Source organism: Actinomadura atramentaria DSM 43919, from assembly GCF_000381885.1.
Lineage (GTDB): Bacteria > Actinomycetota > Actinomycetes > Streptosporangiales > Streptosporangiaceae > Spirillospora > Spirillospora atramentaria.
In genome coordinates this window covers 142418-165837 of sequence record NZ_KB907209.1, presented here as the reverse complement: position 1 = coordinate 165837, position 23420 = coordinate 142418, and the positions used below count along the sequence as shown (strand labels likewise).

General features: G+C 75.4%; 23 protein-coding genes. 8 read left to right on the top strand and 15 right to left on the bottom strand.

All coding sequences use genetic code 11. The features are described from left to right. Positions 1-223: 223 nt before the first annotated feature. The 10 genes from G339_RS0104725 to G339_RS0104680 all read right to left on the bottom strand — a co-directional run bounded on the left by G339_RS0104725 (position 224) and on the right by G339_RS0104680 (position 10148). A complete protein-coding gene (locus G339_RS0104725; RefSeq protein WP_019629929.1) occupies positions 224-1090 on the bottom strand; it encodes an SDR family oxidoreductase in 867 nt (288 codons plus the stop codon). A gap of 113 nt (positions 1091-1203) precedes the next feature. Further along, positions 1204-1968: a MerR family transcriptional regulator gene (locus tag G339_RS0104720; RefSeq protein ID WP_019629928.1), complete on the bottom strand. Its 765-nt coding sequence runs from the start codon at positions 1966-1968 to the stop codon at positions 1204-1206. 53 nt (positions 1969-2021) lie between these two features. After that, a complete protein-coding gene (locus G339_RS0104715; protein ID WP_019629927.1) occupies positions 2022-5042 on the bottom strand; it encodes a DEAD/DEAH box helicase family protein in 3021 nt (1006 codons plus the stop codon). A gap of 171 nt (positions 5043-5213) precedes the next feature. After that, the gene (locus tag G339_RS0104710) at positions 5214-5429 is read right to left on the bottom strand and encodes a PspC domain-containing protein (RefSeq protein ID WP_019629926.1); all 216 of its coding nucleotides are present in this window, start codon (positions 5427-5429) and stop codon (positions 5214-5216) included. A gap of 137 nt (positions 5430-5566) precedes the next feature. Then, the gene (locus G339_RS39720) at positions 5567-6292 is read right to left on the bottom strand and encodes an HAD family hydrolase (protein WP_019629925.1); all 726 of its coding nucleotides are present in this window, start codon (positions 6290-6292) and stop codon (positions 5567-5569) included. Continuing rightward, entirely contained in the window at positions 6289-6933 is a 645-nt protein-coding gene (locus G339_RS39715) for an MBL fold metallo-hydrolase (RefSeq protein WP_019629924.1), read from the bottom strand. Before G339_RS39715 ends, G339_RS39720 begins: the two co-directional genes overlap by 4 nt. Before the next feature lie 129 nt (positions 6934-7062). Further along, complete coding sequence (locus G339_RS0104695) at positions 7063-7356, bottom strand: hypothetical protein (RefSeq protein WP_019629923.1); 294 nt, start codon at positions 7354-7356, stop codon at positions 7063-7065. Positions 7357-7452: 96 nt separating this feature from the next. Next, positions 7453-8412 carry an LLM class F420-dependent oxidoreductase gene (locus tag G339_RS0104690; RefSeq protein WP_019629922.1) on the bottom strand — a complete coding sequence of 320 codons (960 nt, stop codon included), beginning with the start codon at positions 8410-8412 and terminating at the stop codon, positions 7453-7455. Positions 8413-8421: 9 nt separating this feature from the next. Next, positions 8422-9189 (bottom strand): SDR family oxidoreductase, encoded by a 768-nt coding sequence (locus G339_RS0104685; RefSeq protein WP_019629921.1) that lies wholly within the window; start codon positions 9187-9189, stop codon positions 8422-8424. 74 nt (positions 9190-9263) lie between these two features. Beyond that, the gene (locus tag G339_RS0104680) at positions 9264-10148 is read right to left on the bottom strand and encodes a LysR family transcriptional regulator (protein ID WP_019629920.1); all 885 of its coding nucleotides are present in this window, start codon (positions 10146-10148) and stop codon (positions 9264-9266) included. Between the two features lie 80 nt (positions 10149-10228). On the opposite strand from G339_RS0104680, the gene G339_RS0104675 reads away from it, so the two are divergent. Genes G339_RS0104675 through G339_RS0104660 form a run of 4 tightly spaced genes read left to right on the top strand, consistent with a single transcriptional unit; the run spans position 10229 to position 13823 of the window. Then, the gene (locus tag G339_RS0104675; protein WP_033322394.1) at positions 10229-11437 is read left to right on the top strand and encodes an MFS transporter; all 1209 of its coding nucleotides are present in this window, start codon (positions 10229-10231) and stop codon (positions 11435-11437) included. Positions 11438-11456: 19 nt separating this feature from the next. Next, positions 11457-11912, top strand: coding sequence for a Zn-ribbon domain-containing OB-fold protein (locus G339_RS0104670; protein WP_019629918.1), 456 nt, complete (start codon positions 11457-11459; stop codon positions 11910-11912). Further along, positions 11909-13108, top strand: coding sequence for a lipid-transfer protein (locus G339_RS0104665; protein ID WP_019629917.1), 1200 nt, complete (start codon positions 11909-11911; stop codon positions 13106-13108). The genes G339_RS0104670 and G339_RS0104665 overlap by 4 nt, the downstream gene beginning before the upstream one ends. A gap of 40 nt (positions 13109-13148) precedes the next feature. Further along, the gene (locus G339_RS0104660; RefSeq protein ID WP_019629916.1) at positions 13149-13823 is read left to right on the top strand and encodes a TetR/AcrR family transcriptional regulator; all 675 of its coding nucleotides are present in this window, start codon (positions 13149-13151) and stop codon (positions 13821-13823) included. A 7-nt stretch (positions 13824-13830) separates the two neighbouring features. On the opposite strand, the gene G339_RS0104655 is transcribed toward G339_RS0104660, so the two are convergent. After that, the gene (locus G339_RS0104655; protein WP_019629915.1) at positions 13831-14232 is read right to left on the bottom strand and encodes a DoxX family protein; all 402 of its coding nucleotides are present in this window, start codon (positions 14230-14232) and stop codon (positions 13831-13833) included. Positions 14233-14890: 658 nt separating this feature from the next. Here G339_RS0104655 and G339_RS0104650 point away from each other — a divergent pair. Continuing rightward, positions 14891-15190 (top strand): WhiB family transcriptional regulator, encoded by a 300-nt coding sequence (locus G339_RS0104650; RefSeq protein WP_026341130.1) that lies wholly within the window; start codon positions 14891-14893, stop codon positions 15188-15190. Here the strand turns inward: G339_RS0104650 and G339_RS0104645 are convergent. Beyond that, positions 15187-16023, bottom strand: a complete 837-nt coding sequence (locus tag G339_RS0104645; RefSeq protein WP_019629913.1) for an SAM-dependent methyltransferase — start codon at positions 16021-16023, stop codon at positions 15187-15189. The two genes, G339_RS0104650 and G339_RS0104645, sit on opposite strands and share 4 nt — an antisense overlap. Positions 16024-16415: 392 nt before the next feature. Here G339_RS0104645 and G339_RS0104640 point away from each other — a divergent pair, with 392 nt between their 5' ends. Genes G339_RS0104640 through G339_RS0104630 form a run of 3 tightly spaced genes read left to right on the top strand, consistent with a single transcriptional unit; the run spans position 16416 to position 19643 of the window. Beyond that, positions 16416-17009: an ATP-binding cassette domain-containing protein gene (locus G339_RS0104640; protein WP_019629912.1), complete on the top strand. Its 594-nt coding sequence runs from the start codon at positions 16416-16418 to the stop codon at positions 17007-17009. Beyond that, positions 17006-19039 carry a YhgE/Pip domain-containing protein gene (locus G339_RS0104635; RefSeq protein WP_019629911.1) on the top strand — a complete coding sequence of 678 codons (2034 nt, stop codon included), beginning with the start codon at positions 17006-17008 and terminating at the stop codon, positions 19037-19039. Before G339_RS0104640 ends, G339_RS0104635 begins: the two co-directional genes overlap by 4 nt. Before the next feature lie 16 nt (positions 19040-19055). Then, positions 19056-19643, top strand: a complete 588-nt coding sequence (locus tag G339_RS0104630) for a TetR/AcrR family transcriptional regulator (RefSeq protein WP_019629910.1) — start codon at positions 19056-19058, stop codon at positions 19641-19643. A gap of 39 nt (positions 19644-19682) precedes the next feature. On the opposite strand, the gene G339_RS0104625 is transcribed toward G339_RS0104630, so the two are convergent. The 3 genes from G339_RS0104625 to G339_RS0104615 all read right to left on the bottom strand — a co-directional run bounded on the left by G339_RS0104625 (position 19683) and on the right by G339_RS0104615 (position 23416). Beyond that, complete coding sequence (locus G339_RS0104625; protein ID WP_019629909.1) at positions 19683-20444, bottom strand: amino acid ABC transporter ATP-binding protein; 762 nt, start codon at positions 20442-20444, stop codon at positions 19683-19685. Next, positions 20353-21282: an amino acid ABC transporter permease gene (locus tag G339_RS32550; protein WP_019629908.1), complete on the bottom strand. Its 930-nt coding sequence runs from the start codon at positions 21280-21282 to the stop codon at positions 20353-20355. The genes G339_RS0104625 and G339_RS32550 overlap by 92 nt, the downstream gene beginning before the upstream one ends. A gap of 157 nt (positions 21283-21439) precedes the next feature. Next, positions 21440-23416, bottom strand: coding sequence for an ATP-binding protein (locus tag G339_RS0104615; protein WP_019629907.1), 1977 nt, complete (start codon positions 23414-23416; stop codon positions 21440-21442). Positions 23417-23420: the final 4 nt, after the last annotated feature.

The window sequence follows — 23420 nt, the reverse complement described above, 5'->3', positions numbered from 1 at the left end:
TACGCGCCACACCACACCCGCCGCCGCACCGCACCAGAAGCCCGGCCCACGTCCCGGCGCAGCCCGTCCCTAGCGGCGCGTCCCCGCGCACCCGGCCCAGCGCAGCGCGGACCGACGCAGCCCGGCCGACGTAGCTCAGCGCAGCCCGACGCAGCTCAGCGCAGTCCCGGCCCGGCGCAGCCCGCCGCCTCGCGCGGGCTGCGCCGGGCCGCGGTGTGGTGGCTCAGCCTGCGTCCTCGGTGGTCTTCGCGCGGGTCGCCGCCGCGCCGCCCGCGCCGACGAGACGGTTGTTCCCGCCCGCCGCGAGCCAGCGGCGCTCGAACTCGGCCAGGTGCTTGCGGGCGTACCGGGTGACGACGACCGGCACGAGCGCGCGCCCGGCCTGCAGCGCGGGGAGCCACGCCTGCCCGTACACGTGCGGGCGGCGCTGGACGAGCCCGCGCACCAGCCGCTCGGCGGTCGGCTCCAGCGGGTAGGTCCGGTTGGTCGGGAACGGCAGCGACGCCCGCATGTCGCGCAGCGCCGCGTCCTGGTCCGCGCCGCGCACCATGTCGGTGTCGGTCCAGCTCAGGTACCCGATCCCGACCGTGACGCCGTGCGGCGCCAGCTCGGCGCGCAGGCAGTGCGCGAACGCCTCGACGCCGGACTTGCTCGCGCAGTAGGCGGCCATCATCGGCGCGGCGCACAGCGCGGCCAGCGACGCGACCTGGAAGAAGTGCCCCTTGCTGCGGCGCAGCTCCGGCACGAACGCGCGCGCGGTGTTGACGCTGCCGAGCAGGTTGACCTCGATGACGCGGGCGAAGGTCTCGGGGTCGGAGTGCTCGACGGGCGCGCCGGTCGCGATCCCCGCGTTGGCGACGACGATGTCGATCCGCCCGTAGTGCTCCGCGACCTCGGCGGCGACGCGGCGCAGTTCGGCGTCGTCGGTGACGTCCACGGTCCAGTGCCGCGCGCCCGGCCCGCAGGTCTTCGCGGCGGCGGCCAGTTCCTCGGGCTCCAGGCCGAGCAGCGCGACGCGCGCGCCGCGCCGCGCGAGCGACTGCGCCAGCAGCAGGCCCAGCCCGCGCGCCGCACCCGTTACCACCGCCACCTGGCCGGAAACGCTTCCCGATCGCGCCACTTCGCTGCACCTACCTCTGGTCGAACGCTCGTTCCCAGTTGGAACTGTAATCGTCGTGAGCGTAGACCATGCGGCGGACCGTGTCAGCCCCCGGGGCGCGGCGGCCGCAGCCGGGCCTTCAGCTCGGTCACGTCGCGGCCGATCCGGCGGTCCATCGCGCGGCCGAAGTGCTCGTCGGCGACCGTCCGCACGACCGGGCGCAGCCGGTCCACCACGGCGGCGAGCCGGTCCAGGCCGTCCGGCGACGGCGGGCCGGGCACCGCGTCCAGCAGATGCGTCCGGGCGAGCTGAACGAACGCGAACGCCATCCGGTCGTAGGCGGCCTCCAGCTCCCACGACACCGCGAGGACGGCCCGCAGCGGGATGCCCGCGCGCACCAGCTCGACGGTCGCGTCCAGCAGCCGGCGGCTCGTGTGCAGCAGCCGGTCGCCGTCCACCACGAGGTAGCCCAGCTCCACCGCCTCCGCCACGGCCTCCTCGGTGAACTGGTCGCCGAACAGCTCCGCCAGCTCGTCCGGCCGCAGCTCCACCGGCGTCTGCTCCGCCCACGGCGCCGACGCCGCCCACTCCAGGCCCAGCAGCTCGGTGACGTCCCGGCCCTGCCCGGCGGCGGCCAGCAGCTCCTCGATGCCGTCCAGCCGGTAACCGCGCTCGATCAGCTCGCCGATCAGCCGCAGCCGGTCCAGGTGCGCGGCCGAGTACCAGGCGGTGCGGCCGCGCCGGACCGGCGGCGGGAGCAGCCGCCGCTCCTGGTAGTACCGCAGCGTCCGGACGGGCACGCCCGCCGCCGCCGCCAGTTCCTCGACCCGGTACTCGCGCTCCGCGCCGTCGTCGCCCGCCCCGCCCACCGCGTTCTCCCTCGTCCGTCCGGCCGCGTCCATCTTGCCGCCGCCGGACGGGCTCAGGAGACGCTGGCCCGGTACGTCTCCACCGCGAACCGCAGCCGCGCCTCGACCAGTCCGTCCTCGCTCGGCGGGCACGCCAGCTCGCGCCGGGCGCGCGCCACCAGCGCGTCGTCGTCGGCGGTGCGGTCCTCGGCGGCGAGCTGCGCGACGAGCGCCAGCAGCTCCGGCCGCTTGTAGGTGACGATCGAGCGGCCCTGGCCCTCGGGCGCGGCGTCCGGCTCCGGCTCGGGGCCGGGCTCGTCCGCGAGCGACCGGACCTTGGCGAACCGGGACCGCAGCAGCGTGTAGAGCGTCGTCGTCGGGGTGACGAGGTCGCGCAGCGGGCCGGGCAGCGCGTCCGGCGCGGGCGACCGCTCCGGCGGCGGCAGCGGCGCGCCCGCCTCCCCGACCAGCACGACGCGCGGCGCGAGCCACAGCAGGAACAGCGCCTCCGCGCCCGCGCCGTGCTCGCCGTCCACCACGACGACGTCGAAGGAGTCCGGGCCGGGCGGCAGCACGTCCGGGACGCGCCACAGCGGGACGATCCACGCGGGGATCACCCCCGGCCGGTCGCTCCACGCCGCCCACGCCCGTGCCGCGGTCAGCTCGGCGTCGAGGGCGCGGCGGTGCTCCTCGGCGTCCGCGACCGCGCGGCGCAGCCGGTCCGGCGGCGGCGTGCGCGGCGCGGCGGGCGGCCGCACCGCCGTCTTCCACGCCGTGTCCCAGGTCGCGACGCGGTCCGGCCAGTCGTCGCCGGGGTCGCGCAGCAGGTCCGCGAGCGCCGGGTGGACGGCCCGCAGCCGCGCCAGCAGCTCGTCGCGGCGGAGCTGCGCCGCGCGCCGGTGCCGGGCGTCGGCGAGCCCCGACAGCGCCCGCCCGTACGCCGCCGCGTCGCGCGCGTCGATCGCGGCGCGCGCGGCGGTCAGCTCCGGCGGGTCGCTGCGCGACACCGGGATGGAGTCGCGCAGCGCCGCGAGGTCGGCGGCGGCGCGCTCGATGCCCTGGCCGAGCAGGACGTGCTCCAGCCCCGCCGAGTACCCGTACCACTGGAGCGGGTGGGTGAGCTGGATGGGCAGCCCCGCGTCCGCGATCAGCGCGACGGTCTCCGCGACGGCGTCCTGGACGGACCGGACGCGCGCGAGCCGCAGGTGCGCCCGCCGGAACCGCGCGACCCGCTCCGGCAGCGGCACGTCCGTGGGGAACGACACCCCCGCGTCCTCCCACGCGGCCTGCAGCTCCCGGCATGTCAGCAGGATCATGAGGTAGGTGTGCAGGACGTCGAGGCGCTCGGGCGTCACGGCGGCCTCGCCGTCCACGAAGACGGCCGCGAGCAGTTCGGTCGGCCGCGGCCCCTGCACGCGCAGCACGCCCCGGCGCGGCGTGAACCCGGCCGCGAGCTGGTCGCGCAGCTCGCGGGCGTCGGCGGCGAGGAGCCGCAGCGGCGGGTCGCCCGGCGGCAGCTCGACGTGCCGGCCCGCGATGGCTTCCAGCGCGGCGGCGGCGTCCTCGACGTGCCCGGTCAGCTCCGCGACGCGCGACCACACGCCGGGCCGCCGCCGCGCGAGCAGGTCGGTGAACGCGCGGACGGTCGGGTCGGTGTGCTTCCAGCCCGCCGGATGCCCGGTGAGCCCGAGGTCGCGCAGCGCCGCGTTGACGACCATCGCGCGTCCGTCGAGCTGCGCGAGCAGCCGCGCGTCGCAGCGGCGCAGCGCGGCGGAGACTTCGGTGTCGGCGCGGCCCGCGCGCTCGGCGGCGGCGGCCTCCGCCTCGATGAGCGTCCGGACGTAGGGCGCGCTCGGCAGCGCGCCGGGGTCCACGTCGCGGTGCCGGGTGCGGTCCGGGCCGCGGTCGCGCAGCAGCCGGACGAGCTCGGCGGCCTCCGGCGCGGTCAGCGGCGGCTCGTCGGGCAGGTCCGGCGCGTGCGGAATCCAGGACGGCGCGGCGTCCGGCCCGCCGTCGGCCTCGGCCCGTTCGAGCCGGTCGCGCAGCCCTCCGGCGGCGCGGATCGCGTCGGCCGCGCGGCGCTCCAAGTCCTCGACGCGGCGGTGCTCCGCGTCCGGGTCGGTCCCGGCGGCGCGGCCCCGCATCGTCTCGGCGACCAGGCCCGACGTGGTCGGCAGCGCGCACATCTCGGCGATGTCGGGGGCGAGCGCGGCGTGCAGCCGCGCCGCCGACGCCGCGTCGGCGGTGACGGCCAGCACCCGGCTGCCCCGGCCGAGCAGCTCCGCGACGAGCTTGGGGGTGTCCCGCTCCTCCGCGCTGAGCAGCGGCGAGGGCGCGTCGGCGGTGAGCAGTGCGCCGAACCCGGCGGGCGTCCACGGCTGCGCGGCGATCTCGTCGTAGTAGGCGGCGACGGCGGCGCGGCCCGGCGGGCGGACGACGAGCGCGGGCGCGAGCCGCAGCCGCGCCGCGTCCGGGGCGGGGTGCTCGGGCGACCAGTCCTCGCGGAACGCCACCGCCTCCCCGTCGAGCGCCGCCGCGCCCCACGCGCGCAGGACGTCGCGCGCGGACGGGTGCAGCCCCGCGCCCTCGCCGCGCGCGACGGCGTCGCGCAGCGGCGCGGTGCGGTCGGGGTCGAAGCCGGGGACGCCGTCGAGGAGTTCGCGGTCCCGCAGCACGGCCGGCCCGGCGAGGACGACGTCGACCCGCTCGGACCGCTCGTCCACGGCGACCCGCACCGGGGTGGCGAGCAGGTGGTCGCGGACGGGCCGCCGGGTCAGCAGCCCGGTCCCGAGGACGATCTCCGCGCCGCGGACCCCGGCGAGGCCGCGCAGCGTGCGGTACCAGTGGCGCAGCGCCAGCCAGCCGTCGAACTCCTCGATGACGGCGGGCGGGCTCAGCGGGATGACCGGGACGCTGAACAGCACGTCCCCCGGCCCCGCGTCGGTCTCGACGTACACGTCGGGGGGCAGTTCGGCGAGCCAGTGGACGCGCTCGTAGGCGGCCAGGTCGCGCGCGGGTCCGCGGCGGGCGCGCGCGAGGTCGCGCAGGAACCGCAGCAGCGTTCCCGGACCCCGGTCCCCGCCCCCCTCCGGCACGTCGGCTCCCTTCCCCGGACGTCGCTGAGCCGATCTAACACCCTGGGCCAGCGGCTTCCAAGAGACGTCCAATGATCTTGCGGCTCCGGACGGTACCCCCGCGCGGGACTGTTGCGCGCGTGTCTGGCGCGCGGCCGTTCCGCCGTGGTATTGCGTCCGCGCCGACGCAGGTCAGCGCCCCGGCCACGGGCTCGGCCGGCCCGCCGAACCCTCCGTCGGAAGCATGATCCACAGGACGAGGTAGACGACGAACTGCGGGCCCGGCAGCAGGCACGACAGCAGCGCCAGCGCGCGGACCGTCCACGGACTCATGTCGAAGCGGAGCGCGAGCCCGGCGCAGACTCCGCCGATGACGCGGCCCCGGCGCGGTCGGTACAACCCGTTCATGGTGCGGTTCCCCCTGGTCGTCGGTCGCGCGGCCGGAGTCCCGGCCGCACGACTCCAACGCTACGGACGCGGGCCCGCCCGCCGCATCGGCCGCCGGACCCATCCGCACCCCCTACCCGGGGGTTACGGGACAACCCCTAGGGGGCGGTGCGCGCGTTGTGCGCGGCGACGAGCGGGGGCAGCGACGCCAGGTCGTCCAGCACGAACGACGCCGCCGCGAGGACGGGCGCGTGCGCGGGGTCGTCGCCGTGGACGTGCCCCCACGGGCCGCGCCGCAGGAACGCCGCGCGCATCCCGGCCGCCAGCGCGGGCCGCAGGTCGTTGTCGATCCGGTCCCCGACGTACAGGACGCGGCCGGGCGGGACGTCCGCGAGCCGCGCGCACCGCGCGAAGAACTCCGGGTCGGGCTTCTCCACGCCCCACACCGCCGAGATCCCGATGGCGTCGGCGGCGAGGCCGAGCGCGGCGGTCTGCTCGGCGGCGGCGGGCGGCTGGTTGCCCGCGATACCGACGTACAGTCCCTGCGCGCGCAGCGCGGCGAGGCACGCGCGCGCGTCCGGGTACAGGTCGGCCTCGCCGAACCCGTTGGGGACGCCCGCCTCGGCCCGGCGGCGCTCCTCGGCGTCGAGGTCGAACCCGGGCCGGAAGTACTCGAACAGGTCCATGTGGCCGCCGCCGCGCGCGAGGATCGCGCCGAGCTTCACCAGGAACGTGTGGCGCGGCACGCCGAGCCAGTCGGCCCAGCGCCCGTAGATCTCGCCCTCGTTGACGATCGTCTCGCCGATGTCGAAGAACACCGCGTCGATCGGCGCGGGCCGCTCGGCGGGCGCGGGCTCCGGCGCGGGGGCCGCCGGGGCGGTCACGGCAGGTCCACCGTCTCGCCCGCGGCCAGGCGGCGGAACTCCGCGCCCAGCTCGCCGCCCGCGGTCTCGACGTGCCGGTTCATCACGCCGAGCCCGTCGTCGTTGAGCAGGCCGTCGTGGACGACGTACGCGCGGCGCGGCGCGACCGCGCGGGCGTAGGCGTACATCTCGGGGACCTTCATCCACGGCGCGTTGGCCGGCAGGCACAGCGTCGGGACGGGCTCGTCCGGCACGGTCAGCGCGTCGCCCGGGTGGAACACCTCGCCGTCCACGAGGAACCCGGTGTTCGGGATCGGCGGCACGTCCGGGTGCAGGATCTCGTGGTCGCGCCCGTACACGTGGACGTCGAAGCCCGCGACGGTCACCGCGTCGCCGTGGCCGACCTCGTGGACGCGCCCGCCGACGTCCGCGAGCAGCGCGGCGACCTGCCGCGACGCCCACACCTCCAGGCGCGGGTCGGCCGCGAGCGCCTCGCGGACCCGCTCGGGCAGGAAGTGGTCGAAGTGCTCGTGGGTGATGAGGATCGCGTCGGCCCCGTCGAGGACGCCGGGCTCGCGGGTGAGGGCGCCCGGGTCGATGACGATCGCCCGGTCCTCCTTCTCCAGCCGCACGCAGGCGTGGCCGAACTTGGTGAGGCGCATCCCCGAATCCTTTCACGCGGGCGTTCCGCCGCAGCGGAGAGGGTCGGGACGGCATCGCCGTCCCGACCCTCTCCGGGCACCCGGTCGAGCGGGGTGCGGACCGGGTGCCGCGCGCGGGTCGGACGCGGGTCAGATCGGCGCCGCGCCGTCCGCGATGGTGAACGCCACGTCGCCCTGCGGGTCGACCTGGGCGTCCAGCGTCTTGTCGTCGAGCAGGAGCGCCACCTCGGGCTCGAGGTACACCTTGGCGCCCTCGGACTCGACGACCTCGTCGCCCGCCTCGGGCGCCGGGGCCACCGAGAGGCGCAGGGCGTCCGAGCCGTTGAGCCCGGACTCGATGCGGATGCCGGTGTCGGGCGGCAGCTGCGGGTCCGAGGTCACGGTCCGGATCACCTGGACGGCGCCGGTGGTGAGCGTCAGCATGTGCGACTCCCTACACGTCGGGGTCGGGTCTGGTCTGGACCCGACCCACCCTCCCCGGCGCTCCCGGCCCTAAACACCCTGTTCCGCGCGGGCCGTTCAGCCCGCGGACGGGGCGAGCGCGCGCACCGTCTCGGCCGGGGACAGCTTCCCGCCGGGCACGACCGCGAGGACCGGCGTGGTCAGCCCGTTGTCCACGTACTCGCGGACGCGGGCGCGGCACCGCTCCGGCGACCCGTGGACGACGAGGTCGTCGACGACCTCGTCCGGGATCACCGACAGGGCCTTCTTGCGGTCGCCCGCCGCCCACGCCTCGTTCATCGGCGCGAGCGCGTCGCCGCGGCCCAGCCACTCGTGGAACGCGCGGTAGACCGGCACGGTCATGTACGCGGCGATCATCCAGCGGCCGATCGCGCGGGCCTCCTCGGCGTCCTCGGTCGGGCAGACGAACAGGCGCGCGATCAGCTCCGGGCCGTCGCCGAGCGCCTCCCGGACCGTCCGGACGTCCTTCGGCGCGAGCCAGTTGGTGATCGCGCCGTCCGCCTCGCGCGCGGCGAGCCGCAGCATCCCCGGCCGCAGCGCGGCCAGCACGATCGGCGGCGGGACGTCGGGGGCCTTGTCCAGCCGGAAGCCCTTCACCGAGAACGTGTCGTAGTCCTCGGTGACCTTCTCGCCCGCGAGCGCGCGGCGCAGGAACCGCAGCGTGTCGCGCGTCTTCTTGTACGGCTCCTCGAACGGGATCGCGTTCCACGCCTGCACGATCGCGGGCGAGGACGTCCCGATGCCGAGCATGAACCGGCCCGGCGCGAGGTCGGCCAGCGTCGCGGCCTGCTGGGCGAGCAGCCCGGGGCCGCGCGTGTAGACGGGCACGATCGCGGGCGCGAGCCGCAGCGACGGCGCCCACTGCGACGCGAGCGCGAGCGGGGTGAACGCGTCGGGCCCGTTGGTCTCCGCCGTCCACACGTCGGTGTAGCCGAGGTCGGGCAGCTCCGCGACGATCTCGCGGTGGTCGGCGAGCGGCAGCCCGTTCAGCGGAATGGTCAGTCCCCAGCGCGACATGGGTCCTCCTCAGGCGATGGCGGGACGGATGATCGAGCCGCCGTCGACGACCAGGGTCTGCCCGGTCGTCCACGACGCGGCGTCCGAGGCGAGGAACACCACGGCCCCGGCGATGTCCTCGGGGACGCCGAGGCGGCCGAGCGGCAGCTCCTTGGAGATCGCCTCCTCGTTCGGCTCCCACAGCGCGCGGGCCAGGTTCGTCTTCACCAGGCCCGGCGCGACGGCGTTGACGCGGACCTTCGGCGCGAGCTCCACCGCGAACTGGCGCGTCAGGTGGATCACCGCGGCCTTGGTGGCGTTGTAGTACCCGATGCCGTGCTCGGTGACCAGGCCGCCGACGGACGCCATGTTGACGATCGCGCCGCCGCGCTCGCGCATCGACCGCGTCCACGCGAGCTGCGTCCACTGCACGATCGCGAACTGGTTGACCTCGACGGTCTTGGCGGCGCGGGCGGCGTCGATGTCCACCATCGGGCCGTAGTACGGGTTGGTGCCCGCGTTGTTGACGAGCACGTCGAGCCGGCCGAACTCCGCGACGGCGGCGTCCACGCACGCGGCGGCCTGCTCGGCGTCCCCGACGTGCGCGGCCTTGGGGAGCACGCGGGCGCCGGGGTGCGCGGCGCGGATCTCGGCGGCGACCGCGTCGAGCGCGTCCTGCTTGCGGGACGAGACGACGACGTTCGCCCCCTCGGCGGCCAGGGCCAGCGCGGTGGCCTTCCCGATGCCGCGGGAGGCGCCCGTGACCAGGGCGGTCTTCCCTTCGAGTCCTGTCCGCATCCGCACTCCTCGCTGTCTCATACCCGTCGAATCCGGCTCGGTCTCCCATCTTAGCGAAGTGACTGACGCGTCAGTTATTTGGTGTCGGCGGCGAGGACGAAGGCGCGGAACGCCTCGGCCGCCGGGGGCCGCCGCCGCGCGTCCGTCCAGATCAGCCCGATCGTGCGGGCCGCCCCGGCATCGGTGAGCGCCACGTGCCGGACGCCGTGCGGGACGTCCTGGTCGCCGCCGGGCGGCGCGACGACCGCGACGCCCAGGCCCGCCGCGACCAGGCCCCGGACCGTGCCCGTCTCCTCGCCCTCGAACGCGATGTCGGGGACGAACCCGGCCGACTCGGTCAGCGCGTCGAAGATCGTCCGCAGTCCGGCCCCGGCGCGGAACGCCACGAACGGCTCGGCGGCCGCGGCCGCGAGCCGGACCCGCGTCCGTCCGGCGAGCCGGTGCCCCTCCGGGACGGCGAGCTGCAGCCGCTCGGTGAGCAGCGGCCGCCACGCCAGCGCGGGGTCGCCCGGCGCGGGACTGGTGATGCCGAGATCGGCGTCGCCCGCCGCGACGGCCGCGCCGACCCGCTCGGCGCGGTCCTGGCTGAGCCGGAACCGCACGCCGGGATGCCGCTCGCGGAACCGGCGGATGAGCCCCGGCACGACGGACGGCCCCTGGGTGTGCAGGAACGCCAGCGACACCTCGCCGTGCTCGGGGTCCGCGGCCTGCGCGAGGGCGCGCCGGGCGGCGTCCTCGGCCGCGACGAGCCGCCGGGCGTGCTCGGCGAACACCGCGCCGTACGCGCTGAGCGCGACGCGGCGGCCGACCCGGTCGAACAGCGGGCGCCCGAGGTCGGCCTCCAGCCGCGCGATGGCGCGGGAGAGCCCGGGCTGGGAGATCCGCAGTTCTGCTGCGGCGTTCGTCACATGGCCGAGGTCGGCGACGACGAGGAACCACCGCACGGTCGTGGTGTCCACCCCTCCATTACTAACCCGCATCATGTCCCGCGAAACAGTGCATTGGACGCATAAGCCGTGTTCGGCACATGTTGGTGGTCATGACTCTCACCGCCGAGGACACCCGCCACCGCACGGGCTCCCCCGGCCTGCGGCGGATCAACCTCGCGCTGTTCGCCGCCGGCCTCACCACGTTCATGTCGCTGTACTGCACCCAGGCGCTGCTGCCGGAGCTGTCGGACGCGTTCGCGGTGCCGCCCGCGCGGGCCAGCCTCCTGGTCTCGCTCGCGACGGGCGCGGTGGCCGTGGCGGTGATCCCCGTCAGCTCGCTGTCGGAGCGGTACGGGCGAACACGCGTGATGATCGTGTCCTCGCTCGCGTCGGCGGCGGTCGGGCTCCTGATGCCGCTCTGCACGAGCTTCGGCGCGCTCGCCGCCGCCCGCGCCGCGCAGGGCGTCGCGCTCGCGGGCGTCCCGGCCGTCGCGATGGCCTACCTCGCCGACGAGGTCCACGCCCCGTCGCTCGGCGCGGCGATGGGCCGGTACGTGGCGGGCACCGGCATCGGCGGCGTCCTCGGCCGGCTCGTGCCGAGCACGGTCAGCGACGTGGCGGGCTGGCGCTGGGGCCTGGCCGCGACCGCGCTGGCCGCGCTCGGGTTCACGCTCGTGTTCTGGGCGCTGCTGCCGCCGTCGCGGCACTTCTCGCCCGCCCGCGTGGACTACCGGCCGCTGCTCGCCCACCTGCGCGACCCCGGCCTGCGCCGCCTCTACCTGATCGCGTTCACGGCGATGGCCGGGTTCGTGACGGTGTTCAACTTCCTGACGTACCGGCTGCTGGACGAGCCGTTCCACCTGCCGCAGGCCGTCGTCGGCCTCATCGCGGTGACGAACCTGGCGGGCTCGGCGGCGTCCGCGCGCGCCGGGGCGCTCGCGGACCGGGTCGGCCGCCGGACCGTGCTGCTCGGCGCGGGCGCGCTCGCGGCGGGCGGCCTCGCGCTGATGTTCCCGGCGTCGCTGCCGCTCGTCGCGGCCGGGCTGCTGGTGTTCACCTGTGGGTTCTTCGCGACGCACGCGGTGGCGAGCGGGTCGGTGGGCGCGCGGGCGGGGGTCGGGCGCGCACAGGCGTCCGCGCTGTACCTGTTCGCGTACTACCTCGGCAGCAGCGTGGGCGGGACGGCGGGCGGCCTGGCGTTCGAGCGCGCGGGCTGGACGGGCACGGGCCTGTACGTGCTCGTCCTGTACGGCGTCGCGGTCGGCGCGGCGCTCACCCTTGATTCAAGCAGGCGCTTGGTTGGTAAGCTGGCGCGGTGATCCCCCGAGGGAGGCCCGCGTGACGAACGGCGCGAAGAAACGCCGAACCCCCGCGATCGACGGCTGGTTCGCCCCCGAGCCCGGCGGCGGCGTGCGGCTGCTCGGCACCCGCTGCGCCGCCTGCGGCACCCCCTACTTCCCGCGCAACGACCTCGCCTGCCGCAACCCGCGCTGCGACGGCCCGCGCGACGGCTCCGAACTCGCCGAACACCGGCTGTCGGACCGGGGCCGGATCTGGTCGTACGCCGACGCGCGCTACAAACCACCGCCGCCGTTCGTCGCCGATGAGCCGTTCCGCCCGTTCGCCGTCGCGGCCGTCGAGCTGGCCGCCGAGCGGATGATCGTCCTCGGCCGCGTCGTCCCCGGCGTCACCGTGGACGATCTCGCCGTCGGCATGGAGATGGCCCTCACCGAAGGCGTCCTCTACGAGGACGACGACACCGAGTACACGGTCTGGATGTGGCAGCCCGCATGAGCGTCGTGGTGCTGGGTGCGGGGATGCACCCGTGGGGAAAGTGGGGGCGCAGCTTCGTCGAGTACGGGCTCGTCGCGGCGCGGGCGGCGCTCGCGGACGCCGGGCTCGACTGGCGCGACGTCCAGTACGTCGCGGGCGCGGACACCATCCGCAACGGCTACCCGGGCTTCGTCGCGGGCGCGACGTTCGCGCAGGCCCTCGGTTGGACGGGCGCGCGCGTGTCCAGCAGCTACGCGGCGTGCGCGTCCGGCGCGCAGGCCGTCGCCGCCGCCCGCGCGCAGATCCTCGCCGGGCTCTGCGACGTCGCGCTGGTCGTCGGCGCGGACGCCGCGCCGAAGGGCTTCTTCGCCCCGGTCGGCGGCGACCGCCCCGACGACCCCGACTGGCTGCGGTTCCGGCTGCTCGGCGCGACGAACCCGATCTACTTCGCGCTCGCCGCGCGGCGGCGCGTCGACCTGCACGGCGCGACGCTCGAGGACTTCGCCGCCGTCAAGGTCAAGAACGCCCGGCACGGCCTCGCCAACCCCAACGCCCGGTACCGCAAGGAGGTGACGGCGGCGGACGTCGCCGCGTCGCCCGTCGTCGCGGACCCGCTGCGGCTGCTGGACATCTGCGCGACGAGCGACGGCGGCGCGGCGCTGGTGCTGGCGTCCGAGGACTTCGCGCGCTCGCGCGGCGCGGCGGACGCGGTGCGGATCGCGGCGCTCTCGACCGCCACACCGACGTTCCCCAAGACCGTCCTGGACCTCCCCGACTTCGCGACGGACTCGGCGGCGGCCGTGCCCGAGCCCGAGCACCCGTTCCGCGCGTCCATCGCCCGCGCCGCCTACGCGGAGGCCGGGATCGGCCCGGAGGACCTGTCGTTCGCCGAGGTGTACGACCTGTCGACCGCGCTCGAACTCGACTGGTACGAGGACATCGGCCTGTGCGCGCCCGGCGGCGCGGAGGACCTGCTGCGCTTCGGCGCGACCGCGCTCGGCGGCCGCGTCCCCGTCAACCCGAGCGGCGGGCTCGCGTCGTTCGGCGAGGCGGTCCCCGCCCAGGCCATCGCGCAGGTGTGCGAACTGACGTGGCAGTTGCGCGGAACGGCGGGCGAACGGCAGGTTCCGGGCGCGCGAACCGGGATCGCGGTGAACCAGGGCCTCTTCGGGCACGGATCGGCGATAATCGCCGTTCAGGGCGGGCATCGGTCATGAACCGGCCCGCGCGGACGCACGAACGAGCGACGGAGCGACCATGCCTGACGACCGGGTCGACGGGGCCGCGCCGGGGGACGTGGAACGCCTCCCGTCCGGGCGGCACCGGCTGTCGCGCGCCTTCGTCGCCGACCACCAGGTGCGGCGCATCCTCGCCGCCGTCGTCGAGGTCGCCGGGGCGGACGGTTTCGGCCAGTTGACGGTCGACGCGATCATCGCGCGCGCGGGCGTCTCCCGCGCCACGTTCTACGTCCACTTCCGCAACAAGGAGGACGCGTTCCTCCGCGCCTACGACGCGCTGTTCACCCGCATGATGGAACGCGTCGTCGAGGCGTACCGGGGCCGCCCGGACGCGCTCGGCAGGCTGCGCGGCGGCATCGGCGCGCTGCTGGAATTCCTCGCCGAGGACCCCGCCGCCGCGCGGACGTGGGTGGTGGAGTCGATGGCCGCCGGCCCCGCCGCCGCCGTCCGCCGCGACGAGGCGCTGGCCGCGCTGAGCACGATCGTCGCGGACAACATGCGCGAGCTGTACCCGCACTACCCCGACCCCGACCTCACCGCCGAGACGATCGTCGGCGGGATCTACCAGGTCGTCTACACGCGCATCCAGCGCGGGGAGGCGGCCGCGCTGCCCGAGCTGCTGCCCGGCCTGCTCAACGCGTTCGCCTCGCCCGACCTGGACCGCTGGGGCCCGGGGGCCGCGGCCGGGGCCTGAGCGGCGCTCAGTCCGCCGCGCCGCGCGCCCGGCCCGCGTCGCGCGCGACCTTCAGCGCCCACGCGATCATCGGGGCCTGCAGCGGCAGGCGGCCGTACGCCCCGGCCTTCAGCGGCAGCGGCTTGTTCCGCCAGTCGTAGGCCATCTTCACGTTCGCGGGGAAGACGCCGACCATCAGCGCGGCCGTCGCGAGGCCGCCGGCGCGGCGCGTCCGGGGGACGGCGAGCGCGGCGGCGCACGCGAGTTCGGCCGCGCCGCTGACGTGCGTCCAGGTGCGGGGCGAACCGGGGAGGCGGCGCGGGATCAGCGCGTCGAACGGCCGGGGCAGGGCGAAGTGCAAGGTCCCCATGACGGCCATCGCCCCGGCGAGCCGGAGCGCGGCGCGCGAGGAGCGCGGTGTCTCGGTCATGGCGGGAAGTCTGCCCTATTCGACGCACCGTCCGGTACGGGGGCCGGGCAGTGCGGTGACGAGGGCTTCCGGTGGCGCGCCGCGTTCCACTTTTACGGAAACGTCCGCATTTCTCATCATGCGGGCCGCGATATATCGCGGCCGGCGCGTCCGGTGTGCGCCATTGCCCGGTGGCGACGGGCGTCGACTCGCCCCCTTTCTCAAAGAGACGGGATTGGTCATATAACCCCCGAACTCGTATATCACCAGGAGAGCGGGTGCAATGATCTTGAGCGGGCCGGGCCGGGGCGGTCCGAAGCCGCCGATCCGCCCACCCGCTCTCCGAGCAGGGACGTTCCGGAAGCCGCCTGCGGACGGGCCTCCGGCCCCCTGGCGAACCACAAACACCCCACAGACGTACATCTTTCACAATACGGACGAACCTCGCGTCAATGGATTCCGCGCTCCGGCCGCCCGCAACTCGAACTGCGGTTCGGCGGAAATCCGGCGACCACCCAATACCACTCCCCGGCACCGCTTCGATAGCCATCGGCGACATAGCTCCAACGGGGGGTTGTCACCCCGAGGAGATCTGCGTACGGTCATGTCCACGCCAGCCGCGACCGCGCCCGCAGCCGGCTTTACCTACACTCGCCCTCCCGGAGTCAAGAGGGGACTCATGCTCACTGGGGATCTGGCCTTGCAGGCCGCCTGTAGGAACTCGGACCCGGACGCCCTGTTCGTCCAAGGCGCGGCCCAGAACCGGGCCAAGCTCGTCTGCCGGGGCTGCCCGGTGCGGACCGAGTGCCTGGCCGACGCCCTCGACAACCGCATCGAGTTCGGCGTCTGGGGCGGGATGACCGAGCGCGAGCGCCGCGCGCTGCTGCGGCGGCGGCCCGAGGTCGCCTCCTGGAGCGACCTGCTGGCGTCCGCGCGCGAGGAGTTCGAGCGGACGCGGGAGCTCGTCCAGGCGGGCTAGCCCGCCGTGCGGGCCACGCCCGCGTAGACGCCGGGCAGGTCGTCCTCCGGGACGGCCGGGTCGGGCCGCCACCGGGTCGTCCAGGTCAGCCCCGGCTCCACCAGCTCGACGCCGTCGAAGAACCGGGCGATCTCCGGTCCGGACCGCAGGAAGAGCCGCTCGGACGCGTTCCGGTACGCCCGGCCCGCCTCGTCGGCCTCCTGCGGCAGGACGTCGCCGGTGCCGTGCGTCAGCACCAGGTGGCTGCCGGGCGGCAGCTCGGCCAGCAGGGCGGCGACGAGGTCGTGCGGGCGGTCGGCGTCCGCGACGAAGTGCAGCACCGCCACCAGCAGCAGCGCGACCGGCTCGGTCAGGTCCAGCACGTCGCGGACCTCCGGCCGGCGCAGCAGGTCCGCGCCCTCGCGCAGGTCCGCGTCGATGATCACGGTCCGGCCCTGCCCGGTCGTCTCGTCGGCGAGCAGCGCGCGGGCGTGCGCGAGGACGATCGGGTCGTTGTCGGTGTAGACGACCGACGAGCCGGGCGCGTGCCGCGCGGCGACCTGGTGGACGTTGTCGGCGGTCGGCAGCCCGGTCCCGATGTCGAGGAACTGGCGCACGCCCTGCTGCGCGCAGTACCGCACCGCCCGCGTCAGGAACCGCCGGTTGGACGCCATCGTGGCGCGGACGAGCGGGTTGTCGGCCATCAGCTTGTCGCCGATGGCGCGGTCCACGGCGAAGTGGTCCTTGCCGCCGATCATGTAGTCGTAGATCCGGGCCGGGCTGGGCGTGCTGGTGTCCACGCCGCTCGGGGCGTGGTCCTCGTCCCGACGCCACCGGGTGCTCTCCGAGCCCATCCGCGACCTCCACACCGTTCCGAGCACTTCGCCCGAATGATCGCAGTTGTCGTCTGCGGGCGGTGTGCCGTACGCCGAACCGGCCGCCCGGCGATCATCGCCGTGCAGGTCGCCGCCGGAACACCTCGCGCCCGCGGCCGCATCCGGCCAAACGTGTAGCGCCGTGACGCGCGTCTCGTGGCCGACCTCACCGTTCCCGGATCGCGACAAACCGGGCGACCCGCCGTATTTTTGAACTGACCGGTCAGTTCAAAAGTGGGAAGGGGCGACCGAGAGTGGCCGAGCGCGACGAGGGTTCCCGGGGCGCGGGCGTCGAAACGACAGCGCTGGAGTTGCGGGGTTCTCGGGGCGGGGCGGATCGCCAGAGGCGGTTCGTCTACCGGGACGTCGGGATGAGCGTGCCGCCGGGCGGGCTCGCCGCGCTGACGGGCATCGCCGGGTCCGGGCGCACGGCGCTGCTGCTCACGCTCGGCGGGCGCATGCGGCCGTCCGGCGGCGAGGCCGTCGTTGGCGGGCACGAGCTGCCGCGCGAGATGCGCGCCGTCCAGCGGATCGCGGGCCTCGGCGTCGTCGCCGGGGTGACGGACCTGGAGCCCGCGCTGACGGTACGGGAGCACGTCAGCGAGGCGCTCGACCTGCGCGAGGGCCTGTTCGGGCGGTGGCGGCACCGCGCCCGGCGCGTCCAGGAGGCGCTGGACCGCGTCGGGCTCGACGTGCCGCCGCGCACCCGCGCCGACGACCTCGCGCCCGACGAGGCGTGCCTGCTCGGGGCCGCCCTCGCGCTGGTCGGCGAGCCCCGGCTGCTGCTGCTCGACGACGTCGACGAGGGCCTGCCGCACGACCGGCAGCGCGCCCTGTGGGAGCGGCTCGCCGCGCTCGCGGGCGACGTCACGGTCCTGGCGACCTGCCACGATCCCGCACCCGCGGAAGGGCTCGCGCGGATCGTCGCGCTGCCCGACCCGCACGCGGTGGAGGCCGTCCGATGAGACTGCCCGCCCTGGCGTCCGGCGGCCTGGAGCTGCGCCGGTTCGGCCGCAACCGGCTGACCCGTGCGGCCCTCGCGTCGCTCGTCCTGCTGCCGCTGCTCTACGCCGGCCTGTACTTGTGGTCGTTCTGGGATCCCTACTCGCGGCTCAGCCACGTCCCCGTCGCGCTGGTGAACGAGGACCGGGCCGTCAGCTCCGGCGGCCGGACGATCCACGCCGGAGCCGACCTCGCCGACGAGCTGAAGGACCGGCGCGTCTTCGCGTGGAAGTCCGTGGACGCGGCGGCGGCCCGCGACGGCCTCGCGCACGGCCGCTACTACATGGCGCTGACGATCCCGTCGGACTTCAGCGCCCGCATCGCGAGCCCGGACGGCGACGGCACGCCCTCCCCCGCCGGGCTCCGCCTCGAACTGGACGACTCCAACAACTACGTCGTCGGGACGCTTGCGCAGTCGGCGTTCAAGGAGATCAGCGCCGCCGCCGGGGCGAAGGCGTCGCGGACGTACTTCGACCAGATCTTCGTCTCGTTCGGGAAGCTGCACGACAAACTGGACGAGGCTGCCAAGGGCGCGGACAAGCTCGCGGACGGCTCCGGGCAGGCCGAGGACGGCGCGGGGAAGCTCGCGGACGGCCTGAAGACCGCGCGCGGCGGCAGCGCCAAGGTCACCGCCGGGCTGGAGACGCTGCGCGGCGGCACCAAGCAGGTCGCGCAGGGCACGGGCCGGCTCGCCGCGTTCGTGGACAAGGCGGGCGACGTCGTCGTGCCGCTGCTGCGCGACAACGCGCCGCAGATCCGGCAGGCGGCGCTGCTCGTCGCCAAGGGCGCGGACGCCCTCGCGGACGGCGCCGGAACGCTGCCCGCCCAGACGAAGGCGGCCGTCGCACGCGCCGAGCAGGCCCGCGACGAACTGGCCGCCTATCTCAAGGAGCATCCGGAGATCGCCGCCGACGTGCGCGCCGACCTGCTGCGCGCGTCCGGCGAGGTCGTGTCCGTCGCCCGGCAGGTGGACGGCTACGTGCGCGAGCACGGCGCGGACCTGGCCAAGCTCGCGCACGACGCCCGGACCGTCGAGGCGCAGGCGAAGCGGGTCGCGGCGGCCGCGCCCGGCCTGGCCGCGAAGGTCGACGGCGCGCGCCGCGACATCGACCGGCTCAACGCGGGCGCGCAGCGCATCAACGCGGGCACCGGCCAGCTCCTCACCGGATCGGCGCAGCTCACCGGCGGCCTCGGCACGCTGTCGGGCGGCGCGGTCACCCTCGACACCGCGCTCGCCCAGATCGCGGACGGCAACCGGACGCTCGCGACCGGCCTCGGCGAGGGCGTCGCGCAGGTCCCGCACTACGGGGCCGACGAGCGGTCGGGCCGCGCCGACATGATGAGCGACCCGGTGCGGCTCGCCGCGAGCACCGACAACCCCGCGCCGAACTACGGGACGGGCTTCGCGCCGTTCTTCATCCCGCTCGCGCTGTGGGTCGGGGCGATGTTCGTCTACATGATGCTGCGCCCGCTGACGCCGCGCGCGCTCGCGAGCACCGCGCCCGCGTGGCGGGTGGCGCTCGCGGGCTGGCTGCCGGGCGCGGCGGTCGGCGCGGCGCAGGTGCTCGTCCTGCTCGGCGTCCTGCGGTTCGGGCTCGGGTTGGAGGCCGTCCGCTGGCCGGGCCTCATCGGGTTCCTGATCCTCGCGGCCGCGACGTTCCAGGCGATCGTGCAGTGGGCGAACGCCCGGTTCGGGCCTACCGGCCGGGTCATCGCGCTGGCGCTGCTGATGCTCCAGCTCACGTCGGCGGCCGGGACGTACCCGATCGAGACCAGCCCCGGCTTCTTCGGCGCGATCCGACCGTTCCTGCCGATGTCCTGGGTCGTGGACGCCGTCCGCCGGCTGATCAGCGGCGGCGACCTCACGCCCGTGTGGCAGGGTGGTGCGGTGCTGGCGGCGTTCCTCGCGGGCGCGCTGGTCCTGACCGCGCTCGCCGCCCGCCGGAACCGGGTCTGGACGATGACGCGCCTGCATCCGGCGCTGAAACTCTGAGCGGGAGGCGGGACGAGTGGGCCGGGACGCGACGCGGGAGCGGCTGTTCACCGCGGCGATCGAGCTGATCGCCGAACGCGGTTTCACCGGGACCGCCGTGGACCAGATCGCCGAACGCGCCGGGGTCGCCAAGGGCACCGTCTACTACAACTTCGGCAGCAAGGCCGGGCTGTTCGACGCCCTCCTGGACTACGGGATCGGACGGCTCGCCGGAAGCCTGCGGACTGCGGCGGCCGGGCTGGACCCGTCGGCGGCGCTGGACGCCGTGGTCCGCGCGGAGCTGCTGTTCCTCGCGGAGCACGAGTCGTTCGCGCGGCTGCTCATCGCGGAGACGTGGCGGCGCGGCGGCGACTGGCAGCACGCCGCGCTGATGATCCGCGAGCGGGTCGTCGGGGTCGTCGCGGACGTGCTGCGCGCGTCGGTGGACGCGGGCCTGCTCCGCGCCGACCTCGACGTCGGGACGGCCGCGTCGGCGGTGTTCGGGATGGTGCTGGTCGTCGGACTGGACTGGCAGGCGCTCCAGCCCGCCCGGCCCCTGGCGGAGGTCGAGGCGACGCTGCTGGATCTGCTGCGCGGGCGGCTCGCCGGGTCCGTCCCGTCCTGACGCGCCCGCGCGCTCACAGGGCGCGGTCACGGGACGCGCTCACAGGACGCGGTCGAGGAACGCGCGGGTGCGCTCGTGCCGGGGCGCGGTCAGCACCTCGGCCGGAGGGCCCGACTCCACGACGCGGCCCTCGTCGAGGAACACCACGCGGTCGGCGGCCTCCCGCGCGAACCCCATCTCGTGCGTGACGACGACCATCGTCATGCCGGATTCGGCGAGGTCGCGCATCACGCCGAGGACTTCGCCGACGAGTTCGGGGTCCAGCGCGCTCGTCGGCTCGTCGAACAGCATCACGGCGGGCTCCATCGCGAGCGCGCGGGCGATGGCGATGCGCTGCTGCTGCCCGCCGGAGAGCTGGCGCGGGTAGGCGTCCTCGCGTCCGGCGAGCCCGACGCGCGCGACGAGCCGCCGCGCCCGCTCGGCGGCGTCCGCGCGCGACAGCCGCCGCACGGCGACGGGCGCCTCCACGATGTTCTGCAGCACGGTGAAGTGCGGGAACAGGTTGAAGTTCTGGAACACCATCCCGATACCGGCGCGCTGCCGCGCCACGTGCCCGGGCCGCAGCTCGTGCAGCGCGTCGCCGTGCCGCCGGTAGCCGATGAGGTCGCCGCCGACGCGGACCGTTCCCGCCTCGACCTTCTCCAGGTGGTTGACGCAGCGCAGCAGCGTCGACTTCCCCGAGCCCGACGGCCCGATCAGGCAGACGACCTCACCGGCCGCCACCTCCAGGTCGATGCCGCGCAGCACGTGCGCCGAGCCGAAGTACTTGTGCAGGCCGCGGATCGAGATTCCGGCGCTCATGGGGGTTCCTTCGCCTCGGGCCGGAGCCTGCGCCCCGCCCGTAGTGCCGTTCCAGCAGGTACTGGCCCGCCGACAGCACCGACGCGACGACGACGTACCAGAGCGTCGCGACGAGCAGCAGCGGGATGATCAGGAAGTTGCGGCCGTAGATCAGCTCGGCCGAGTAGAGGACGTCGCCGACGCCGATCACGCTGACGAGCGTCGTGGACTTGAGCAGGCTGATGATCTGGTTGCCGGCGTTGGGGAGGATCGTCCGCATCGCCTGCGGCAGGACGATGCGCCGCAGCGTGCGGAACCGGCCGAGGCCGAGCGCCTGCGCCGCCTGCGTCTGCCCGGGGTCCACCCCGAGGATGCCGCCCCGGACGATCTCGGCGGCCAGCGCGGCCTCGTGGACGGTCAGCCCGATGATCGCGGCGGTCGTCGCGCCGATGAGGTCCTTGACGTCCGTCTGCACGAACGTCGGACCCCACGGGATGCCGAGCCCGAGCTTCGGGTACAGCGCGCCGATGTTGAACCAGACGAGGAGCTGCACCAGGAGCGGCGTGGAGCGGAACAGCCAGATGTAGCCGAGCGCGGCGGTCCGCAGCACGAAGTTCGACGACATGCGGCACAGCGCGAGGACCGTGCCGAGCAGGAAGCCGAGCGCGAACGTCAGGCCCGTCAGCCACAGCGTCATGTAGAGGCCGCGCACGATGGACCGGCTCGTGAAGTACGACGCGACGACGTCCCACTGGATGGCCTTATTCGTCGCGAGCGACTGTGCGGCGAACACGATCAGGAACAGCACGACCGCCGCGGACACCCACTGCCCGGTCCGCCGCGTCGGAACGATCCGCAACGGCGACTCGGATTCCGTGCGCCCGGACGCTGCGGCATCCCCCACAGCCGCATCACGCGGAACGCCTTCGGCCGACGTGGGTTCGGGCGGGGCGGTGTTGGGCGGGTCCGCAGCAGAGGGTGCGGAGTCGGGTGGGGCGGTTTCGGACATCGGGGCCTCAGTCGGGTCGCGGGACGGGTTCGAGGACGACGAGCACCTGGTCGGCCGCGACGACCTCGCCGAGCGCGCAGCGGATCTCGGCGACGGTCCCCGCGTCGCCGGCCAGGACGCGGTTCTCGGTCTTCATCGCCTCGACGATGGCGACGGTCGCGCCGCGCTCCACCGCGTCGCCGACCGCGACGGGCAGCGCGACGACGGTGCCGGGCATGGGCGCGGCGATCGACCCGGCGTCCGCCGCGTCGTCATCGGCGGCGCCCGCGCCGGGCGCGAGCCGCACCCGCGTGCCCGCGACGACGAGTTCGACGGCGTCGGGCGTGCGCAGCGCCGACCAGGGCAGCGCGCCGATCCGGCCGTGGAACACGCCGCCGTCCTCGGCGACGCGGACGCGGTGCGCGTCGCCGTCCACGGTCACGTCCACGGCGACGTCCGGCCCGCCGCGCACCGCCGTGACGGCGGCCTCCAGCCGGCGCGACCCCGCGCGCGTCACGACGCGGCCAAGCGGGGCCGCCGGGTCGAGGTACGCGCGGTCCAGCGGGCCGACCGCGCCCGCCCACGGGGACCGCGCCGCGCCCGCCGTCCGCCGGACCTCGATCGCGGCGGCGACGGCCGCGCCGACCGGCGCGAGGTCGGCCCCGGCGCGTGCGGCGGCGAACTCCCCGACGACCTCGGTGTCGAGCGCGCCGGTGCGGACGCGCCGGTCGTCGAGCAGGTCCGCGAGGAACCCCAGGTTCGTGGTGAGCCCGAGGACGGTCGTGGTGCGGACGGCCCCGGCGAGCCGCCGCAGCGCCTCGCGGCGGCTCGACCCGTGCGCGATGATCTTGCCGAACATCGGGTCGTAGAACGACGGGACCTCGCCCGCGCCGTCGAACGCGGCGTCCACGCGGACGGAGCCGGGCCAGCGGACGGCCGCCGCCGTGCCCGGCGCGGGCCGGAACTCGGCGTCGGGGTCCTCGGCGTACACGCGGGCCTCGACGGCGTGGCCCTCGCGGCGGATCTCGTCCTGCCGCAGCGGCAGGGGCTCCCCGGACGCGACGCGGAGCTGCCACTCGACCAGGTCGACTCCGGTGATCGCCTCGGTGACGGGGTGCTCCACCTGGAGCCGCGTGTTGGCCTCGATGAAGAAGAACCGCTCGTCGGCGTCCAGCAGGAACTCGAACGTCCCCGCGTTGACGTAGCCGATCGCCGCCGCGCCGCGCACGGCCGCGTCGAGCAGTTCCGCGCGCGTTCCCTCGCTGAGCCGCGCCGCCGGGGCCTCTTCCACGATCTTCTGGTGGCGGCGTTGGAGGGAGCATTCGCGTTCGTACAGGTGGACGACGTTGCCCTCGTCGTCGCCGAAGACCTGTACCTCGACGTGTCGGGGGCGCGGCACGTACCGCTCCGCGAGCAGCCGCCCGTCGCCGAACGCGGCACGGGCGAGCCGGACGGCCGCCTCGGCGGCGGCGCGCAGGTCCTCGGGCCGCTCGACGATCTGCATGCCCTTGCCGCCGCCGCCCGCGACGGGCTTGAGGATGACGGGATAGCCGAGGTCCGCGACGGCGGCGGCCAGCTCGTCGGGCGACTCGGTCGGGTCGGGCGTGCCGGGCAGGATCGGGACGCCCGCCTCGGCCATGAGCGCCCGCGCCCCGGCCTTGTCCCCGAGCGCCGCGATCGTCGCCGGGCGCGGACCGATCCACGTCAGGCCCGTTTCCGCGACGGCCGCCGCGAACTCCGCGCTCTCGGACAGGAACCCGTAGCCGGGGTGGACGCCGTCGCAGCCGGTGCGGGCGGCGGCGTCCAGCAGCGCGCCGATCCGCAGATAGCTTTCGGCCGCGGCGGCGGGGCCGATATCGACCGTCTCGACCGCGCCGTCGAGATGGGCGGCGTCCCGGTCGGCCTCGGAGTGGACGGCGACGTACTCGACGCCGAGCAGGTCGCAGGTGCGGGCGATCCGGCGGGCGATCTCGCCCCGGTTCGCGATGAGGATCCGTTTCAGCATGTCG

Excerpts from the sequence above, each read along its gene's own strand:
- G339_RS0104710 (WP_019629926.1), bottom strand. The coding sequence starts at position 5,429 with ATGAACGGGTTGTACCGACCGCGCCGGGGCCGCGTCATCGGCGGAGTC.
- G339_RS39715 (WP_019629924.1), bottom strand. The coding sequence starts at position 6,933 with ATGCGCCTCACCAAGTTCGGCCACGCCTGCGTGCGGCTGGAGAAGGAG.
- G339_RS0104695 (WP_019629923.1), bottom strand. The coding sequence starts at position 7,356 with ATGCTGACGCTCACCACCGGCGCCGTCCAGGTGATCCGGACCGTGACC.
- G339_RS0104690 (WP_019629922.1), bottom strand. The coding sequence starts at position 8,412 with ATGTCGCGCTGGGGACTGACCATTCCGCTGAACGGGCTGCCGCTCGCC.
- G339_RS0104685 (WP_019629921.1), bottom strand. The coding sequence starts at position 9,189 with ATGCGGACAGGACTCGAAGGGAAGACCGCCCTGGTCACGGGCGCCTCC.
- G339_RS0104675 (WP_033322394.1), top strand. The coding sequence starts at position 10,229 with ATGACTCTCACCGCCGAGGACACCCGCCACCGCACGGGCTCCCCCGGC.
- G339_RS0104665 (WP_019629917.1), top strand. The coding sequence starts at position 11,909 with ATGAGCGTCGTGGTGCTGGGTGCGGGGATGCACCCGTGGGGAAAGTGG.
- G339_RS0104660 (WP_019629916.1), top strand. The coding sequence starts at position 13,149 with ATGCCTGACGACCGGGTCGACGGGGCCGCGCCGGGGGACGTGGAACGC.
- G339_RS0104655 (WP_019629915.1), bottom strand. The coding sequence starts at position 14,232 with ATGACCGAGACACCGCGCTCCTCGCGCGCCGCGCTCCGGCTCGCCGGG.
- G339_RS0104650 (WP_026341130.1), top strand. The coding sequence starts at position 14,891 with ATGCTCACTGGGGATCTGGCCTTGCAGGCCGCCTGTAGGAACTCGGAC.
- G339_RS0104645 (WP_019629913.1), bottom strand. The coding sequence starts at position 16,023 with ATGGGCTCGGAGAGCACCCGGTGGCGTCGGGACGAGGACCACGCCCCG.
- G339_RS0104640 (WP_019629912.1), top strand. The coding sequence starts at position 16,416 with ATGAGCGTGCCGCCGGGCGGGCTCGCCGCGCTGACGGGCATCGCCGGG.
- G339_RS0104635 (WP_019629911.1), top strand. The coding sequence starts at position 17,006 with ATGAGACTGCCCGCCCTGGCGTCCGGCGGCCTGGAGCTGCGCCGGTTC.
- G339_RS0104625 (WP_019629909.1), bottom strand. The coding sequence starts at position 20,444 with ATGAGCGCCGGAATCTCGATCCGCGGCCTGCACAAGTACTTCGGCTCG.
- G339_RS0104615 (WP_019629907.1), bottom strand. The coding sequence starts at position 23,416 with ATGCTGAAACGGATCCTCATCGCGAACCGGGGCGAGATCGCCCGCCGG.